The sequence below is a fragment of the Methylobacterium sp. WL119 genome (assembly GCF_008039875.1).
In the GTDB taxonomy this organism is placed as follows: Bacteria; Pseudomonadota; Alphaproteobacteria; order Rhizobiales; family Beijerinckiaceae; genus Methylobacterium.
The window spans coordinates 1-17,132 of record NZ_VRUU01000099.1 but is presented as its reverse complement, the minus strand read 5'-3'; the positions used below and the strand labels follow the sequence as shown (position 1 = coordinate 17,132).

Genomic DNA, 17,132 nt, shown 5'->3' with positions numbered 1-17,132 from the left:
GGCCGGCGCCGACCCCGCGCGCCTGCGCCTCGTCGGCCGACGGCTGGCGCGGGCCGACGGGGGCGGCGTGGCGCTCGACGAGGCGGTCGCCCGGCTCGACCCCGCCGGGATCGAGACCCTGGCCGAGTTCGTCCCCGAGGGCGGCGGCGCGAAGAGCCTCGACGCGCTGCGGGCCGGCCACATCACCCTCAGCAGCGGCGGCGAGCACCTGTCCTGGGCCTTCGGCGCGCAGTTCGCCGAGGTCCGCGTCCACGCCGAGACCGGGGAGATCCGGGTTTCGCGCCTGCTCGGGGCGTTCGCGGCCGGGCGCATCCTCAACCCGCTGACCGCCCGCAGCCAGCTCGCCGGCGGCATGATCTGGGGCCTCGGCTCGGCCCTGCTGGAGGAGACCGTGCTCGACCGCGGCCACTACCGCAACGCGGATCTCGCCGAATACCTCGTCCCCACCGCGGCCGACACGCCCGAGATCGAGGTCCTGTTCGTCCCCGACGAGGACCGGAAGGTGAACCCGCTCGGCCTGAAAGGCTTGGGCGAGCTCGGCATCATCGGCGTCAACGCGGCGATCGCCAACGCGGTCTACCACGCCACCGGCCAGCGCCACCGCCGCCTGCCGATCCGCGGCGAGACCCTGGCGTGACGGGGCCCTAGCGGCCGCACGCTTGCGTTGCCGGCGGCCGCGACCGTAAGCCTCCGCCGGGCTTCAGCAACGGTGGGCGGCGTGACGGCACTCGCATTCGGGACGAACCGGTGATCCGCGCGATCCTCTCCGTCGGGGGCTGGACGCTGGTGTCGCGGGTCACGGGCTTCGGCCGCGATGTGGTGATGGCGGCGGTGATGGGGGCCGGGCCGATGGCCGACGCCTTCGTCGTCGCCTTCCGCCTGCCGAACCATTTCCGCGCGATCTTCGGCGAGGGCGCGTTCAACACCGCCTTCGTGCCGGCCTATGCCGGGCTGTCGGAGGCCGGCGCGGACGGCGCGGCGCAGCGTTTCGCCGACCGGATCTTCACGCTGATGCTGGCGGTGCAGATCGCGCTGCTGGCGCTCGCGCTGCCGCTGATGCCGTGGGTGGTGCGGGCGCTGGCGCCGGGCTTCTCGCAGGATCCGCAGCGCTTCGACCTCGCGGTGGCGCTCACCCGCATCACCTTCCCCTACCTGCTGTTCATGACGCTGGTGACGCTGCTCTCCGGCGTGCTGAACGCGCAGCGCCGCTTCGCCGTGGCGGCGGGCGCGCCGGTGCTGCTGAACCTCGCGATGCTGGCGGCGTTCGCGCTGGCCTTCCTGTTCCCCGACGCGGCGCACGCCGCCGCCTGGGGCGTCGCGGTCTCGGGCGTGCTCCAGTTCGCGCTGCTGTGGTGGGCCTGCCGGCGGGCCGGCGTCGCGCCGCGGCTCACCGCGCCGGCCGTCCGTGATCCGGCGATGCGCCGGTTCTTCACCGTGCTCGGGCCGGCGGTGATCGGCGCGGCCGGGTTCCAGATCGCGACGTTTGCCGACACCATCATCGCGAGCTGGCTGCCGACCGGCGCGGTCTCGGCCCTGTGGTACGCCGACCGGCTCTACCAGCTGCCCTTCGGCGTCATCGCCATCGCCGCCGGCACGGTGCTGCTGCCGGAGATGAGCCGGCGGATCGCGGCCGGCGACGTCGCCGGGGCGCACGCCGCCCAGAACCGCGCCGCCGGATTCTCGCTCGCGCTCTCGGCCCCGTTCACGGTGGCCTTCCTGACGCTGCCCGGCCTGACCATGGCCGCCCTGTTCCAGCGCGGCGCCTTCTCGGCCGAGGATGCCGCGCGGGCCGCCTCGGTGCTGGCCGCCTACGGGCTGGCGCTGCCTGCGGTGGTGCTGGTGCGCTCGGCGGTGGCGAGCTTCTACAGCCGGCAGGACACGCGGACGCCGCTCTGGGCCTCGCTCACCGCCATCGCCGTCAACGTCGTGCTCAAGCTCTGGCTCACTGGCCCCTACGGCGTCGCCGGGCTCGCGCTCGCCACCGCGATCAGCCAGTGGGTCAATCTCGCGCTGCTCGTCGCCCTCGCCTGGCGCCGCGGCTGGACCGCGCCGGGGCGCACGCTCGGCCTCACGGTGCTCGGCGTCGCGCTCGCCTGCGCCGGCCTGGCGCTGGTGGCGGTCTACGGCCTGCCGCTGGCGGAATCCGTCGTGCCCGCCCTGCCGCGCGGCCGCGAGATCGCGGTGCTGGCGCTCCTCGGGATCGTCGGCGCGGCGATCTACGGCGGCCTGCTCGCGGGCCTGCTCCACCTGTTCGGGCTGCGCCTGCGACGCGCCTGAGATGGGCGGCGGTCGCGATCGCGGCAGTCTTGCAGCCCGGAAGATTGCACACCAGCAGTTGAGCTATCGTCCTCTATTTCACTCCTGGATTTAGATCTTCCAGGAAGCGAGGACAAACACCTGCGCGTGCTCGAATTCAGCGTCATTTAAGTCCTTCGCATTAGGATGACCTGAGTCGCACAATCCGAGGACCGTCCCATCATGCGGTTGACCATCAAGGCCGCGCTGATCGGCGTCATCGGCATCCTCACCGTCAGCATCGCCGGGCAGGGCCTGTTCGCCGCCTCCAAGCTGCGCGCCGTCAACGCCAGCGCGACCGAGATCGCGACGAACTGGCTGCCGAGCGTGCGCTGGATCGGCGAATTGAAATACGCCACCGCCCGCCTCCGCCTCGTCGACGCGCGCTACGTCCTGGCGGCCGAGCCGCCGGCGGAGCTCGACGCGGTCGGCGCCACCCGCCTCGCGGCGATCGCGAAGGCTGTGACGTCCTACGAGCCGCTGATCTCGAGCCCGGAGGAGGCCGCCCTGTGGGACGGCTTCAAGGGGCAGTGGGCCGCCTATCTCGACCTGCGCAGCCAGCTCGTCGCCGCCGCGCGGGACGGCGACAGGGCACGCATGGTCGCCGCCTTCGACCGCTCGCGGATGCCGTTGGACGCGGCCTTGAAGGTGCTCGACGCGGATTCCGCCCTGAACGACCGGGGCGGCGACGCCGCCTCCGCCGACGCCGCCCTCAGCTACGACTCCGCCCTGCGGCTCACGGTGGCGGTCTGCGCCGGCGCCCTGCTCTGCGCGCTCTGCGGCATCGCCTTCGTGATGCGCGGCATCGCCCGGCCGCTCGACCGCATCATCGCCGCGATGGGGCGGATCGCCGGGGGCGACGCCACCGTGGCGGTGCCCGACCGGGGGCGCCGCGACGAGGTCGGCGCGATCGCCGCCGCGATCCAGGTGTTCAAGGACAACCTGATCCACGCCCGCACCCTCGAAGCGGAGAGCGAGGCGGCGCGGGCCGGCGCCGCGGTGCAGCGCGCCGCCGCGATGCGCGCCGTGGCCGACGGCTTCGAGCAAGCGGTCGGCGGGATCGTCGGCACGCTCGCCGCCTCCGCGACCGAGCTGCAGGCCACCGCCCGGACGATGACGGCGACCGCGACGGAGACCGCCGACCGATCCGCCACCGTGGCGGCGGCGGCCGAGGAGGCGGCCTCGAACGTCAACACCGTCGCGGCGGCCGCCGAGGAGCTCGGCGCGTCGGTGGCCGAGATCGGGCGCCAGGTCAGCGGCTCGGCCGACCTCGCCCAGGCCGCCGTGGCGCAGGCGGACGACACCGTCCGGCTCGTCGACGCCCTCAGCCGGGCGGCCGGGCGGATCGGCGACGTCGTCGGCCTGATCGCCGACATCGCCGGCCAGACCAACCTGCTCGCGCTCAACGCCACCATCGAGGCGGCGCGCGCCGGCGAGGCCGGCCGCGGCTTCGCGGTGGTGGCCTCCGAGGTCAAGGCGCTCGCCGCCCAGACCGGCCGGGCGACGGAGGAGATCGCGGGCCAGGTCACGCAGATCCAGGGCGCGACCGGCCAGGCGGTGGAGGCGATCGCCGCGATCACCCGCCGCATCCGCGACATCGACGCGATGGCGACGACGATCGCGGCGGCGGTGGAGGAGCAGGGCGCGGCGACCCGGGAGATCGTGCGCAACGTCGGCCAGGCGGCGACGGGGACCGGCGCGGTGACGAGCACCATCGCCGGCGTGGCGAGCGCGGCCGAGGAGACCGGCGCCGCCGCCGCCCAGGTCCTGACCTCGGCCGGTGCGCTGTCGCGCCAATCCGGGCACCTGGGCGCGGAGGTCGACCGCTTCCTCGCCACGGTGCGCGCCGCCTGACGGCGTCAGGCCTTGCGTGACGGGCCGGCTACTCGTCCGGGTGCACCGCCGGCGACAGGTCGATCGGCAGGCGCGGGCCCTTCAGCTCGGCATCGCTCGGCAGCGCGCGCGCGTCCCAGCCGCCGCCGAGCGCCCGGATCAGGCCGACGGCGGTGGTGAAGCGGGCGAGCCGCACCTGCAGCGCCGCGACCTCGTTGTTGAGCTGCAGCGCCTGGGCGGTGACGACGGTGGTGAAGTTCTGGGTGCCGGCGCGGTACTCGTTCAGGGTGATCTCGACGGCGCGGCGGGCCAGCGTCACGGCCTCGTCCTGCGCCACCTGCTGGCGGGCGAGGATGCGCACGCCGACGAGGCCGTTCTCCACGTCGGCGAAGGCGGCGAGCACGGTCTGGCGGTAGTTCGCCACCGCCGCGTCGTAGGCCGCCCGCGCGGCGGTGATCGCGGCCGAGCGCGCGCCGCCGTCGAACAGCACCTCGCTGCCGGCCGCCGACACCGCCCAGACCTGGTTGGCGGCCGAGAGCAGGCCGTTGCTGGTGAGCCCCGAGATCCCGCCCGAGGCCGAGAGCGTCACGGTCGGATAGAGCGCGGCCACCGCGACGCCGATCTGCTCGCTCTGCGCCTGGACGGTGCGCTCGGCCTGGGCCACGTCCGGGCGGCGCTCGAGCAGGGCGGCGGGGATGCCGACCGGCACCGCGGGCGGCACCAGCGCCAGCGGCGCCACCGGCAGCGACAGCTCCGAGGGCGGGCGGCCGACGAGCGTGGCGATCGCGTTCTCGAACTGGGCGCGGGTGAGGGTCGCGGCGATCGCCGAGGCCTGGGTGGTCTGCACCTGCGTCTGCGCGGTGATCACGTCCGAGCGCGCGGCGACGCCGGCATTGTACTGGTTCTCGGTGATCGCCACCGTGCGCTTGAAGTTCTCGACGTTGGCGTTGAGCACCCGCACCAGCGAATCGGCGTAGCGCAGCGACAGGTAGTTGTTGGCCACCTCGGCCTGGATGGTCAGGCGCGTCAGCGCCAGCGTCGCGGCGTCGGCCTGGGCCAGGGCCGCTTCGGTCTCGATGGTCCGGCGGATGCGGCCGAACAGGTCGAGCTCCCAGCTCGCCTGCCCCTGGATCGACACGGAGGTGCGCTCGGAGCCCAGCGTGCGCGAGCGGGTGATGCTCGGGGCGCCGATGACCGTCGGGTAGAGCGCGGCCTGGGCCGACTCGACGATCGCCCGCGCCTGCCGGTAGTTCGCCACGGATTGGCGCAGGCTCTGGTTGTCGACGTCGACGAGGCGGATCAGCCGGTCGAGCGCCGGGTCCTTGAACACCCGCCACCAGTCGCCGCGCTCGGCCGCGTCGTTGGGGAGGCCGGGGCGCCAGTTCTTCCGCGACGCGACGAAGGCGACCGAATCCTCGCGGGCGCCGCCCTGCTTGAACGCCAGCGGCGTCTCGACGGACGGGCGCGCGTAGTCTGGGCCGACGACGCAGGCCGACAGGGCGGTGGTGAGGGCGACGAGACCGCCCGTCCTCAGGACATGGCGCCAAGCTGGGTGCGCATCCCCTCTCCCCGCACGCGGGGAGAGGGCCGCATGCACCGCGTCGTGCATGCGGCGAGCGGAAGCGAAGGTGAGGGGGCCGGGCAGGACGAGGCGCATCCGGATACGCCCCCTCACCGTCGGCTGCCGCCTCGCCGCGCCGACGACGAGGTCGTCGCGGCCCTCTCCCCGCGCGCGGGGAGAGGGGGGTGCGCCGACCCCGTCCTGCATCGATCGGAACCGCATCATTCCCCCGCCGGCAGGGCCGCCGCGCCGCCGCGGCGGCGGGCGTTCACCCGGTGCCGGAGGCGGTCGAGGCAGAGGTAGACGACGGGGGTGGTGTACAGGGTCAGGATCTGGCTCACGATCAGGCCGCCGGCGATGGCGATGCCGAGCGGGCGGCGGAGCTCGGAGCCCTCGCCGCCGCCGAAGATCAGCGGCGCCGCGCCGAGCAGCGCCGCCAGCGTTGTCATCATGATCGGCCGGAAGCGCAAGAGGCAGGCCTCGAAGATCGCGTCGCGGGGGCTGGCGCCGCGCGTCCGCTCCGCGTCGAGGGCGAAGTCGATCATCATGATGGCGTTCTTCTTGACGATGCCGATCAGCAGGAACACCGCGATCAGCGCGACGATCGTGAACTCGGTGCCGGTCACCAGCAGCGCCAGCAGCGCGCCGATGCCCGCCGACGGCAGCGTCGAGAGGATCGTGACCGGGTGCACGAAGCTCTCGTACAGGATCCCGAGGATGGCGTAGACGGCCAGGATCGCGGCCAGGATCAGCAGCGGCTGGCGCGAGGCCGAGGCGACGTAGTTCTTGGCCGCGCCCGCATACTCGCCGTGGATGGTGGCCGGCAGGCGCAGCTCCGCCATCGCCTTGTCGATCGCGACGGTGGCGTCCGACAGGCTCTTGCCGGGGCTGAGGTTGAACGAGATCGTGGTCGCCACGAACAGGCCCTGGTGGCTCACCTGCACCGGGGCGTTGCCGGTCTCGACCCGGGTGAAGGCCGAGAGCGGCACCATGGTCTCGACCGCGGACGAGACCGGCGCGCTCGAGGAGGCGCTGCCCTTCGAGGCGGCGATGGCGTTGGCGGCCGCGTTCCGGGCCGAATCCGACGCGACCGCGGCGGCGTTGGTGCTGGCGTCGGCCGCGGCGGTGGTCGAGGGGACGGCGCCGGCGGGCGCCGCCGCCACCGTGCCGGCGACCGCGTTGGTGGTGGCCGAGCCGCGCGCCTTGCCGCCGGAGGTCGAGACGTAGAGCTGCTTGAGGGTCTCGGGGTTCTCCAGGTAGCGCGGCGCGATCTCCATCACGACGTGGTACTGGTTGAGCGGGTTGTAGATCGTCGAGACCTGGCGCTGGCCGAAGGCGTCGTAGAGGGTGTTGTCGATCTTGTCGGGCGTGATGCCGTAGCGGAAGGCGGTGGCGCGATCGATCACCAGCCGGCTCTCCAGCCCGCCCTCCTGCTGGTCGGAGGTGACGTCGGCGAAGGTCGGGTCCTTCTGCAGCGCCTGCACCAGCTTCGGCGCCGCCGCGTAGAGCTCGGCCGCGGTGTCGCCCTGCAGGGTGTACTGGTACTGGGCGAAGCTCTGGCGCCCGCCCATCTGCAGGTCCTGGCGCGGGAAGACGTAGAGCCGGGCGCCGGCCACCTGCGAGAGCTTGGGCCGCAGCCGGTTCGACACCTCGCCGATCGAGGCGCGCTCGCCCACCGGCTTGAGCCCGACGAAGACGTTGGCCGAGTTGGTGCCGCGCCCGCCGGTGAAGCCGACGACGCTGTCCACCGCCGGGTCGGCCTGCACGATCGCGGCGGCCTCCTTGAGCTTCTTCTCCATCGACTGGAACGAGATGCGCTGGTCGGCCTGGATGCCGCCCATCATCTGGCCGGTGTCCTGCTCGGGGAAGAAGCCCTTCGGCACGATGACGTAGAGGTAGACGTTGAGCCCGACGGTCGCGGCGAGCACCAGCAGCACGAGGCGCGGGTGCCCGAGCGCGACGCGCAGGGTGCGCTCGTAGGCGTTCAGCGTGCCGGTGAAGGCGCCCTCCAGCCCGCGGATCAGGATGTTGGGGCGCCTGCCCGCGCCGTGCGCCTCGGGGCGCAGGAAGCGCGCGCACATCATCGGCGTGGTGGTGAGCGAGAGCACGAGCGAGATCAGGATCGCCAGCGACAGGGTCACGGCGAATTCCTGGAAGATCCGCCCGATCAGGCCGCCCATCAGCAGGATCGGCAGGAACACCGCGATCAGCGACAGGCTCATCGAGATCACGGTGAAGCCGACCTCGCGGGCGCCGACCAGGGCCGCCTCGATGCGGGACTTGCCCATCTCGATGTGGCGCTGGACGTTCTCGAGCACGACGATGGCGTCGTCCACGACGAAGCCGGTGCCGATGATCAGCGCCATCAGCGACAGGATGTTGAGCGAGTAGCCGAGCAGGTACATCACCGAGAAGGTGCCGACGATCGAGATCGGCACCGCCACCGCCGGGATCAGCGTGGCGCGCCCCGAGCGCAGGAACGCGAACACCACGAGGATGACGAGGCCGACTGCGATCAGCAGCGTCTCCTCGGTGGCGGCCAGCGACGCCCGGATCGTCGCGCTGCGGTCGCCGGTGAGCTTCACGTCGATGCCGCCGGGCAGCGCCGAGACGATCTGCGGCAGCGCCGCCTTCACCCCGTTGATCGTGTCGACGACGTTCGAGCCCGGCTGCTTGTAGACGAACAGCAGCACGCCCTGCTTGCCGTTGACCACGCCGAGGTTGCGCCGGTCCTCGACCGAGTCGATCACCTCGCCGACGTCGGTGAGCTTCACCGCCGCGCCGTTGCGGTAGGCGACGACGAGGTCGCGGTAATCCTCCGCCTTGCGACCCTGGTCGTTGGCGTAGAGCTGGAAGCGCCGGTCGCCCGCCTCGATCGCGCCCTTGGGCGAGTTGGCGTTGGCCGACGCCAGCCCCGCGCGGATGCCCTCCAGGCCGATGCCGTAGTGGAACAGGGCGGTCGGATCGAGCTCGACGCGCACCGCCGGCAGCGACGAGCCGCCGATGTCGACGTTGCCGACGCCGGGCAGCTGCGACAGCTTCTGCTGCACCACCGTGGCGCCGGCATCGTAGAGCTGGCCGGGGGTCAGGGTGTCCGAGGTCATGCCGAGGATCACGATCGGCGAGTCGGCCGGGTTGAACTTGCGGTAGGTCGGGTTCTGGCGCAGCGCGGTGGGCAGGTCGGCCCGCGCGGCGTTGATCGCCGCCTGCACGTCGCGCGCGGCCCCGTCGATGTCGCGGCTAAGGCCGAACAGCAGCACGATCCGCACGGTGCCGGTGGAGCTCGTCGAGGACATCTCGTTGACGTCGGCGATGCTGCCGAGCCGCCGCTCCAGCGGCGCCGCCACCGTCACCGCCATGGTCTCGGGGCTGGCCCCCGGCATCTGCGCCTGGACCAGGATGACCGGAAAATCCACCTGCGGCAGCGGCGCCACCGGCAGCTTCAGGAACGCGAAGAGGCCGGCGAGCAGCACGCCGACGGTCAGCAGCGTCGTCGCCACCGGGCGCCGGATGAAGGGCTCGGAGATGTTCATGGGCGAAAGCCCATAGGCGTCACGGCGCTGTTCCCCTCTCCCCGCACGCGGGGAGAGGCCCGGCTGCACCCCGTCGTGCTGCCGGGAAGCGCAGGCGAAGCCGCAGCGAGGGTGAGGGGGCGCGAACGGCGGAGGCTCCTCCGCCGAAGCCCCCTCACCCTCGGCTGCCGCCTCGCCGCGACGACGACGAGGTCGTCGCGGCCCTCTCCCCGCAGGCGGGGCGAGGGGATGCGAGGCGCGGTCGCGATCTTCCTCACGGCAGCGCCTCGCCTGCCGGGAGGTCCGGCTCGGGTTCGCGGCGGCCGGTGATGCGGCGCTCGAGGCGGTCGAAGAACAGGTAGATCACCGGGGTCGTGAACAGCGTCAGCACCTGGGAGACGATGAGGCCGCCGGCGATGACGATGCCGAGCGGCTGGCGCAGCTCCGAGCCGACGCCGGTGCCGACGATCAGCGGGACCGCGGCGAACAACGCGGCCAGGGTCGTCATCAGGATCGGGCGGAAGCGCAGCAGGCAGGCCTCGTAGATCGCGTCGCGCGGGGACATCCCCTCCTCGCGCTCGGCCTGGAGCGCGAAGTCGATCATCATGATCGCGTTCTTCTTCACGATGCCGATCAGCAGCACGATGCCGATGATCGCGATGATGTCGAGCGAGAGCCCGAACAGCATCAATCCGAGCAGCGCGCCGATTCCCGCGGACGGGAGCGTCGACAGGATGGTGATCGGGTGGATGAAGCTCTCGTAGAGGACGCCCAGCACGATGTAGACGGTGACGATCGCCGCCAGCACCAGGAACAGCTCGTTCGAGAGCGCCGACTGGAAGGCGAAGACCGACCCCTGCGGCACCACGCGGAAGCTCGGCGGCAGGTCGATGCTTTTCCGCGCCTCCTCCACCGCGTCCACCGCCTGGCCGAGCGCGGCGCCCGGCGCGAGGTTGAACGACACGGTGGTGGCCGGGAACTGGCCGAGATGCGAGATCAGCAGCGGCGCCCGGCGCTCGTCGATCCGCGCCACCGCCGAGAGCGGCACCTGCCCGCTCGATGCGGTGGAGGAGGGCAGGTAGATCGCGTCGAGGCTGGCGATGGTCCTGTGCAGGTCGGGGTCGGCCTCGAGGATCACCCGGTACTGGTTCGACTGGGTGAAGATCGTCGAGATGATGCGCTGGCCGAACGCGTCGTAGAGCGCGTTGTCGATCGTCGCCGGCGTGATGCCGTAGCGCCCGGCCGTCGGCCGGTCGATCGTGACGTAGGCGGCCAGGCCCTGGCCCTGGTGGTCGCTGGCGACGTCGGCCACCACCGGCGACCGCGACAGCGCGTCGGTGAAGCGCGGCACCCAGGTCTCGAAATCCTCGAGGTTCGGCGTCTCCAGGATCACCTGGTACTGCGTCGCCGACACCGCGGTGTCGATCGTCAGGTCCTGCACCGGCTGCATGTAGAGGCGCAGGCCCGCGACGTCGGCGGTGGCCGCCTGGATGCGGCGGATGATGGCGCCGGCCCGCTCGGCCCGCTCGGCCTGGGGCTTCAGGTTGATCAGGAACCTCCCTGAGTTCAGCGTCACGTTTTGGCCGTCGACGCCGATGAACGAGGACAGGTTGGCGACGTCCGGGTCCTTGAGGATGATCGCGGCGATGCGCTGCTGGCGCTCGGCCATCGCGGCGTAGGACAGGGTCTGGTCGCCCTGCGTGATCCCCTGGATCACGCCGGTGTCCTGCACCGGGAAGAACCCCTTCGGGATCGTCACGAACAGGGTCGCGGTGAGCGCGATGGTGGCGAGCGTGACCAGCAGCGTCAGGCCCTGGTGGTCGAGCACCACCCGCAGCGCCCGGCCGTAGGCCGCGATGGTGCCCTCGGTGGCGCGCCGGCCCATCCGCCCGAGCACGCCCTCGCGGCGGCGGGTCTCGGCAAGGGACGCGGGAGATTGGGGCACGTGCTTGAGCAGGCGCGCGCACAGCATCGGCACCAGCGTCAGCGAGACCACCGCCGAGATGATGATCGTGGCCGCCAGCGTGATCGCGAACTCGTGGAACAGGCGCCCGACCACGTCGCCCATGAACAGCAGCGGGATCAGCACCGCGATCAGCGAGACGGTGAGCGAGATGATGGTGAAGCCGATCTCGCGGCTGCCCTTGAGCGCAGCCTCGAGCGGGGAATCGCCGTCCTCGACGTGGCGGGCGATGTTCTCGATCACCACGATCGCGTCGTCGACGACGAAGCCGGTGGCGATGGTCAGCGCCATCAGCGACAGGTTGTCGAGGGAGAAGCCGTAGAGGTCCATCACCGAGAGCGCGCCGATCAGCGAGAGCGGCACCGACAGGCTCGGGATCAGCGTGGCGGAGACGCTGCGCAGGAACAGGAAGATCACCAGCACGACGAGCGCGATGGCGAGCCCGAGCTCGAACTGCACGTCCTCGACCGAGGCGCGGATCGTCACCGTGCGGTCGGTGAGCAGGCTCACCTGGATCGCGCCCGGCAGCGTGCCCTGGAGCTGCGGCAGCAGCGCCTTGATCTTGTCGACGGTGGCGATGACGTTGGCGCCGGGCTGGCGCTGGATGTTGAGGATGATCGCCGGCGTCTCGTCGGCCCAGGCGCCGAGCTTGGTGTTCTCCGGCCCCTGCACCACGTCGGCCACGTCCGACATCTTCACCGGGGCGCCGTTCTTGTAGGCGATGATCGCGTCGTCGTAGGCCTTCGGGTCCTGGATCTGGTCGTTGGCGTTGATCGCGTAGCTCTGCTTCGGGCCGTCGATGGTGCCCTTCGGCGTGTTGACGTTGAGGTTGGTGATCGTGGTGCGCAGGTCGTCGATGTTCAGCCCGTAGGCGGCGAGCGCCCGGGCGTTGAACCGCACCCGCACCGCCGGCCGCTGGCCGCCGGAGATGCTGACGAGGCCGACGCCGGCCACCTGGGAGATCTTCTGGGCGAGCCGCGTCTCGGCGAGATCCCGCACCTGCGTCAGCGGCAGGGTCTTGGAGGTGAGCGCGAGCGTGATCACGGGCGCGTCGGCCGGGTTGACCTTGGCGTAGATCGGCGGCGCCGGCAGGTCGGACGGCAGCAGGTTGCCGGCGGCGTTGATCGCCGCCTGGACCTGCTGCTCGGCGATGTCGAGCGGCAGGTCGAGGTTGAACTGCAAGGTCACGACCGAGGCGCCGGCCGAGGATTGCGAGGTCATCTGGTTGAGGTTGGCGAGCTGCCCGAACTGCCGCTCCAGCGGCGCGGTCACGGCCGAGGTCATCACCTCCGGGCTGGCGCCGGGATAGAACGTCTGCACCTGGATCGTCGGGTAGTCGACCGAGGGCAGCGCCGAGACCGGCAGGTTCAGGTACGACACCCCGCCGACGATCAGGATCGCCAGCATCAGGAGCGTGGTCGCGACCGGGCGCAGGATGAAGAGGCGGGACGGGTTCATGCCGGGGGCCCGCTCGCGGACAGGCGGAGGCGATCACCGCGGCGATCCGTGCGCATCCCCTCGCCCCGCACGCGGGGAGAGGGCTGCGACGACCTCGTCGTCGTCGCAGCGAGGCGGCAGCCGACGGTGAGGGGGCTTCGCCGGAAGAGGCTCGTCCGGATCCGCCCCCTCACCGCCGCTTCGGCTGCGCCTTCGCGTCCCGCACGGACGACGAGGTCCGTGCGGGCCTCTCCCCGCGTGCGGGGAGAGGGGAAGGGCGCCGTCTGGATCGCGTCGCTCACGGCTGCTGCCGCCGGCGGCCGCGCTTCTGTCCAGCCTCTTGGGCGCCGCCGGCGTCGGCGGCGGGGGTGACCTTCTGGCCGTCGACGCCCTCCGTGATCCGCACCGGGGCGCCGTCGCGCAGGCGGTCGGTGCCGTCGGTGACGACGCGGTCGCCGGCCTGGAGGCCGGAGAGCACCACCGTCCGCGTGCCGTCGGTCTCGCCGGTCTTGATCGGGCGGACCGAGACCTTCGCGTCGCCGTCCATCAGGTAGACGTAGGTGCCGGGCGTGCCCTGCAGGATCGCGCCGTTGGGAACCAGCGCCGCGTTCGCCACCGTATCGACGGTGAGCTTGGCGTTGACGAACTGGTTCGGGAACAGCTCCTCGTCCTTGTTGTCGAACAGGGCGCGCAGCTTCACCGTGCCGGTGGTGACGTCGATCTGGTTGTCGACCGTGTCGAGGGTGCCAGTGGCGATCTCGTGGGCGTCGCCCCGGTCGTAGGCGCGGACCGCGAGCTTGGCGCCGGCGCGCACCCGGCGCATCACCCGGGAGACGTCGTCCTCGGGCAGGGTGAACACCACCGAGATCGGATGGAGCTGGGTGACGACGACGATGTTGGTCGAGGCCGCGGTGATGTAGTTGCCCTGGTCGACCTGGCGCAGGCCGACCCGGCCCTCCACCGGCGAGATGATGCGCGCGTAGGCGATGTTCAGCCGCTGCTGGTCGACGAGGGCCTGGTCGGAGGCGACCGTGCCCTCGTTCTGCTTCACCAGCGCGCCCTGGGTGTCGACGTTCTGCTTCGAGATCGAATCCTGCTGGGCGAGGCGCTGGAAGCGGGCCAGGTCCAGCTTCGAGTTCTGCAGCAGCGCCTGGTCGCGGGCGAGCTGGCCCTGGTACTGGGCGAGCAGCGCCTCGTAGGGCCGCGCGTCGATCTGGGCGAGGTAGTCGCCCTTCTTCACGGTCTGGCCCTCGCGGAACCCGATGTCGGTGAGGTAGCCGCTGATCTGCGATTTCACGGTGACGGTGGCCAGCGGCGTGACGGTGCCGAGCCCCTGGAGCACCACCGGGATGTCGCCGGTGACGATCTGCGCGATGCCGACCGCCTGGGGCACGTCCATGCCGCCGCGCTTGCCGCCGCCGCGGCCGCCCTTGCCCTGGGTCTCACCGGGGCCGCCCGCGACCTGCGTGCGCCCGTCGTACCAGCGGTGGGCCACCGCGCTGGCCGCCAGCAGCGCCAGGAGCAGCAGCATCCAGCGGAAGGGGCGGAACCGGCGCGTCTTGCCGGGCGACGCGACCGGGTCCGGCTGGAACGCGCGCGCCGTGTCCGTGCGGATGGGTGAGCTCTCGTTCATGACTGATTAGACCACGTTCCGGACGCCGCCGCGCCCGTGTCGCGCCCTATCCTCTCGCTGTTTTCGTCCGCGGGCCGACCGTTCGTCGGCCCGGGGAGCGAATCCGACACCCTGGTCCCGGCCGCCTGTACGGCATCCGAACGGACCGTGCCCTGCGGCACCCGCGCCGGGCGCGGCTCGGGTCCGGGTGCGCCCACTCGGCATCCCTGCGCCGCAGCCATCGCCCGTCAATGCGTCGTCAGTACGGCACCGATGTTTCGGTGCTGTTGCTGGCCCGTCAGGGCCGCTCCAGCGCGCGGTAGTACCGCACCACGTCGCGGTAGGATTCGTCGACCGGCACCACCGGGACCGCGCGCCGCAGGCCGAGGCCGAGGGCGCCGACGGCGAAGGCGAGCGCGAGGGCGCGGCGGGGGGACATGGCGGGCTCCGGCGATCCGTGACGGCAGGCGGACGAGGCCATAACGCGAAAAGGCCCGCCAACGAATTGGCGGGCCTCGCGACGACCGGTCCGGCGCCAAGTCAGGAACGGAACGAGGGGGCGGAGTTCCGCGCCCACCGGCGCCGCACCGGCCGTGTTCCCGAAAGCTATCTCACGGCTGATGAATGTCAACATTCGTCAGCCGTGAGGCCTGCCAGCAATCGCCGGTGGCGTGCGCTCCCGCACGTTTCGCGCGGGATCGGCGCCATGGTATCACCCCGCCGATGTCCGCCCCCCGCTTCGCATGAACCCGGTCCTCTCCGGCCTCCCGACCACGGTGTTCGAGACGATGTCGCGGCTCGCCCGCGAGCACGGCGCGATCAATCTCGGGCAGGGGTTCCCCGACGACCCGGGCCCCGCCGACATGCGCGCCCATGGCGCGCGGGCGCTCGTCGAGGGCTCGAACCAGTACCCGCCGATGATGGGGCTGCCGTCCCTGCGCGCGGCGGTGGCGGCGCATTACGCCCGGCACCAGGGGCTCGCCCTCGATCCCGAGACCGAGGTGATGGTGACCTCGGGCGCGACGGAGGCGCTCGCCGGCGCGCTGCTGGCGCTGATCGAGCCGGGCGACGAGGTCGTGCTGTTCGCGCCGATGTACGACGCCTACCTGCCGCTGGTGCTGCGCGCCGGCGGCGTGCCGCGGATCGTGACCCTGACGCCGCCCGCCTTCGGCCTCGACGAGGCCGCGCTCGCCGCCGCCTTCTCGCCGCGCACCAAGGTGGTGCTGCTGAACGACCCGCTGAACCCGAGCGCGACCCGGCTCGGCGCCGACGACCTCGCGCGGCTGGCCGCGTTCTGCCGCCGCCACGACGCGATCGCGCTGTGCGACGAGGTCTGGGAGCACGTGGTGTTCGACGGCGCCCGCCACGTCCCGCTGATGAGCCTGCCCGGCATGCGGGCGCGCACGGTGAAGATCGGCTCGGCCGGCAAGATCTTCTCGCTCACCGGCTGGAAGGTCGGGTTCGTGATGGCCGACGCGGCGCTGATGCGGACGCTCGCCAAGGCGCACCAGTTCCTCACCTTCACCACGCCGCCGAACCTGCAGGAGGCGGTGGCCTACGGGCTGGCGAAGGACGATGCCTACTTCACCGGGATGCGCGCCGGCTACGCCCGCTCGCGCGACCGGCTCGCCGGCGGCCTCGCCGATCTCGGCTTCACGGTGCTGCCGGCGCAGGCGACGTGGTTCCTCAACCTCGACATCGCCGATCTCGGCCACGCCGACGACGTCGCCTTCTGCGAGGCGCTGGTGCGCGAGCATCGCGTCGCGGCGATTCCCGTGAGCGCGTTCTACCCGGACCGGGCCGTGCGCACGCTCGTGCGGCTCTGCTTCGCCAAGGCCGACGCGACGCTGGATGCGGCGCTGGACCGGCTCTCGGGCGTGCGGCGGGCGGCATCGTGAGCGGGTTTCGGCTTTGGGATGAAACGCCCATCCCCTCTCCCCGCACGCGGGGAGAGGCCCGGTCGCACCCCGTCGTGCGGCCGGGAAGCGCAGGCGAAGCGGCGGTGAGGGGGCGGTGCCGTGGGAGGCTCGCCGGTCGAAGCCCCCTCACCGTCGGCTGCCGCCTCGCCGCGACGACGACGGGGTCGTCGCGGCCCTCTCCCCGCAGGCGGGGCGAGGAGATGCGCGGGGACCGGGCGCGCGTTCCGATGCGGCGGGAGCTCCTGTGGCCGGGGGCCTTGCTCCAGGGGCCATCACTCCAGGGGCCATCACTCCAGGGGCCATGCGTCCGTCCGCCGAGCGCCGACGACGCCCCCTGCCTTGCCGGGGCAGCCCCGCGGCGCCACATCCCAGGCCATGGCCACCCTCGCTCACCGGTTTCCGCCGATGGATCCCTCGCAGACCTTCTCCCAAAGCTGGCGCGCGGGCACGACGCTGCGCATCGGCGACCAGAGCCGCGAGGCGACGCTCGCCCGGCTCGAGGCGCTGGCGCACCTGCTCGATTCCGCCTTCCTGATCCCCGGCCTCAACCGGCGGGTCGGGCTCGAGGCGGTGATCGGCCTCGTGCCGATCGTCGGCGACATCGCCGGCATGGTGATCTCGTCCTACATCGTCGCGGAGGCGCGCCGCCTCGGGGCGCCGCGCTGGCTGATCGCGCGGATGGCCTTGAACGTCGCCTTCGACGGCGCGATCGGCATCGTGCCCCTGGCCGGCGACCTGTTCGATGCCGCCTTCAAGGCCAACCGCCGCAACGTCCGCCTGCTGCGCCGCTGGATGGAACGCAGCGGCGGGCTGCGCCCCAACGAGATCGACGGCACCGCCGTGCGGATCGACGGCTGAGGGTTCCCAGGGCACGCGGTTCCCGTCCCCTCCCCCCTCTGCGGGGGAGGGCGGGCCTCGCGTCAGCGCGGGTCGGGAGAGGGGAGCGACCTCTCCGGATGCGGCGCTCCCCTCTCCCCCCCTGCTGCGCAGGGTCCCCTGC

At 72.3% G+C, this 17,132-nt stretch carries 10 protein-coding genes and 1 pseudogene; 5 read left to right on the top strand and 6 right to left on the bottom strand.

Translation table 11 applies throughout. The features are described 5' to 3' along the window. From FV227_RS23495 to FV227_RS23485, 3 genes are all read left to right on the top strand, one after another. On the top strand, window positions 1-637 hold a 637-nt coding region (locus FV227_RS23495; protein ID WP_147860031.1), incomplete at its 5' end, for a molybdopterin cofactor-binding domain-containing protein. A gap of 110 nt (window positions 638-747) precedes the next feature. Then, window positions 748-2,277, top strand: a complete 1,530-nt coding sequence (gene murJ / locus FV227_RS23490; RefSeq protein ID WP_147860030.1) for a murein biosynthesis integral membrane protein MurJ — start codon at window positions 748-750, stop codon at window positions 2,275-2,277. 201 nt (window positions 2,278-2,478) lie between these two features. Continuing rightward, window positions 2,479-4,149: a methyl-accepting chemotaxis protein gene (locus FV227_RS23485; protein WP_147860029.1), complete on the top strand. Its 1,671-nt coding sequence runs from the start codon at window positions 2,479-2,481 to the stop codon at window positions 4,147-4,149. Window positions 4,150-4,177: 28 nt separating this feature from the next. Here the strand turns inward: FV227_RS23485 and FV227_RS23480 are convergent, their stop codons facing one another. From FV227_RS23480 to FV227_RS29230, 6 genes and pseudogenes are all read right to left on the bottom strand, one after another. Further along, the gene (locus FV227_RS23480; protein WP_246687952.1) at window positions 4,178-5,896 is read right to left on the bottom strand and encodes an efflux transporter outer membrane subunit; all 1,719 of its coding nucleotides are present in this window, start codon (window positions 5,894-5,896) and stop codon (window positions 4,178-4,180) included. Between the two features lie 14 nt (window positions 5,897-5,910). After that, complete coding sequence (locus FV227_RS23470; RefSeq protein WP_147842999.1) at window positions 5,911-9,222, bottom strand: efflux RND transporter permease subunit; 3,312 nt, start codon at window positions 9,220-9,222, stop codon at window positions 5,911-5,913. A 253-nt stretch (window positions 9,223-9,475) separates the two neighbouring features. Continuing rightward, window positions 9,476-12,622, bottom strand: coding sequence for an MdtB/MuxB family multidrug efflux RND transporter permease subunit (locus FV227_RS23465; protein WP_147727821.1), 3,147 nt, complete (start codon window positions 12,620-12,622; stop codon window positions 9,476-9,478). A 51-nt stretch (window positions 12,623-12,673) separates the two neighbouring features. Continuing rightward, window positions 12,674-12,870, bottom strand: a pseudogene (locus tag FV227_RS30050) (hypothetical protein); the annotation flags it as partial. 29 nt (window positions 12,871-12,899) lie between these two features. Beyond that, window positions 12,900-14,234: an MdtA/MuxA family multidrug efflux RND transporter periplasmic adaptor subunit gene (locus tag FV227_RS23460; RefSeq protein WP_147860028.1), complete on the bottom strand. Its 1,335-nt coding sequence runs from the start codon at window positions 14,232-14,234 to the stop codon at window positions 12,900-12,902. A 277-nt stretch (window positions 14,235-14,511) separates the two neighbouring features. Beyond that, window positions 14,512-14,652 carry a hypothetical protein gene (locus tag FV227_RS29230; protein WP_187274922.1) on the bottom strand — a complete coding sequence of 47 codons (141 nt, stop codon included), beginning with the start codon at window positions 14,650-14,652 and terminating at the stop codon, window positions 14,512-14,514. A gap of 304 nt (window positions 14,653-14,956) precedes the next feature. Here FV227_RS29230 and FV227_RS23455 point away from each other — a divergent pair, with 304 nt between their 5' ends. Further along, a complete protein-coding gene (locus FV227_RS23455) occupies window positions 14,957-16,111 on the top strand; it encodes an aminotransferase (RefSeq protein WP_147729522.1) in 1,155 nt (384 codons plus the stop codon). 426 nt (window positions 16,112-16,537) lie between these two features. Then, entirely contained in the window at window positions 16,538-16,990 is a 453-nt protein-coding gene (locus tag FV227_RS23450; RefSeq protein ID WP_147729523.1) for a DUF4112 domain-containing protein, read from the top strand. Window positions 16,991-17,132 lie beyond the last annotated feature (142 nt).

Excerpts from the sequence above, each read along its gene's own strand:
- FV227_RS23485 (WP_147860029.1), top strand. The coding sequence starts at position 2,479 with ATGCGGTTGACCATCAAGGCCGCGCTGATCGGCGTCATCGGCATCCTC.
- FV227_RS23480 (WP_246687952.1), bottom strand. The coding sequence starts at position 5,896 with ATGCAGGACGGGGTCGGCGCACCCCCCTCTCCCCGCGCGCGGGGAGAG.
- FV227_RS23470 (WP_147842999.1), bottom strand. The coding sequence starts at position 9,222 with ATGAACATCTCCGAGCCCTTCATCCGGCGCCCGGTGGCGACGACGCTG.
- FV227_RS23465 (WP_147727821.1), bottom strand. The coding sequence starts at position 12,622 with ATGAACCCGTCCCGCCTCTTCATCCTGCGCCCGGTCGCGACCACGCTC.
- FV227_RS23460 (WP_147860028.1), bottom strand. The coding sequence starts at position 14,234 with ATGAACGAGAGCTCACCCATCCGCACGGACACGGCGCGCGCGTTCCAG.
- FV227_RS29230 (WP_187274922.1), bottom strand. The coding sequence starts at position 14,652 with ATGTCCCCCCGCCGCGCCCTCGCGCTCGCCTTCGCCGTCGGCGCCCTC.
- FV227_RS23455 (WP_147729522.1), top strand. The coding sequence starts at position 14,957 with ATGAACCCGGTCCTCTCCGGCCTCCCGACCACGGTGTTCGAGACGATG.
- FV227_RS23450 (WP_147729523.1), top strand. The coding sequence starts at position 16,538 with ATGGATCCCTCGCAGACCTTCTCCCAAAGCTGGCGCGCGGGCACGACG.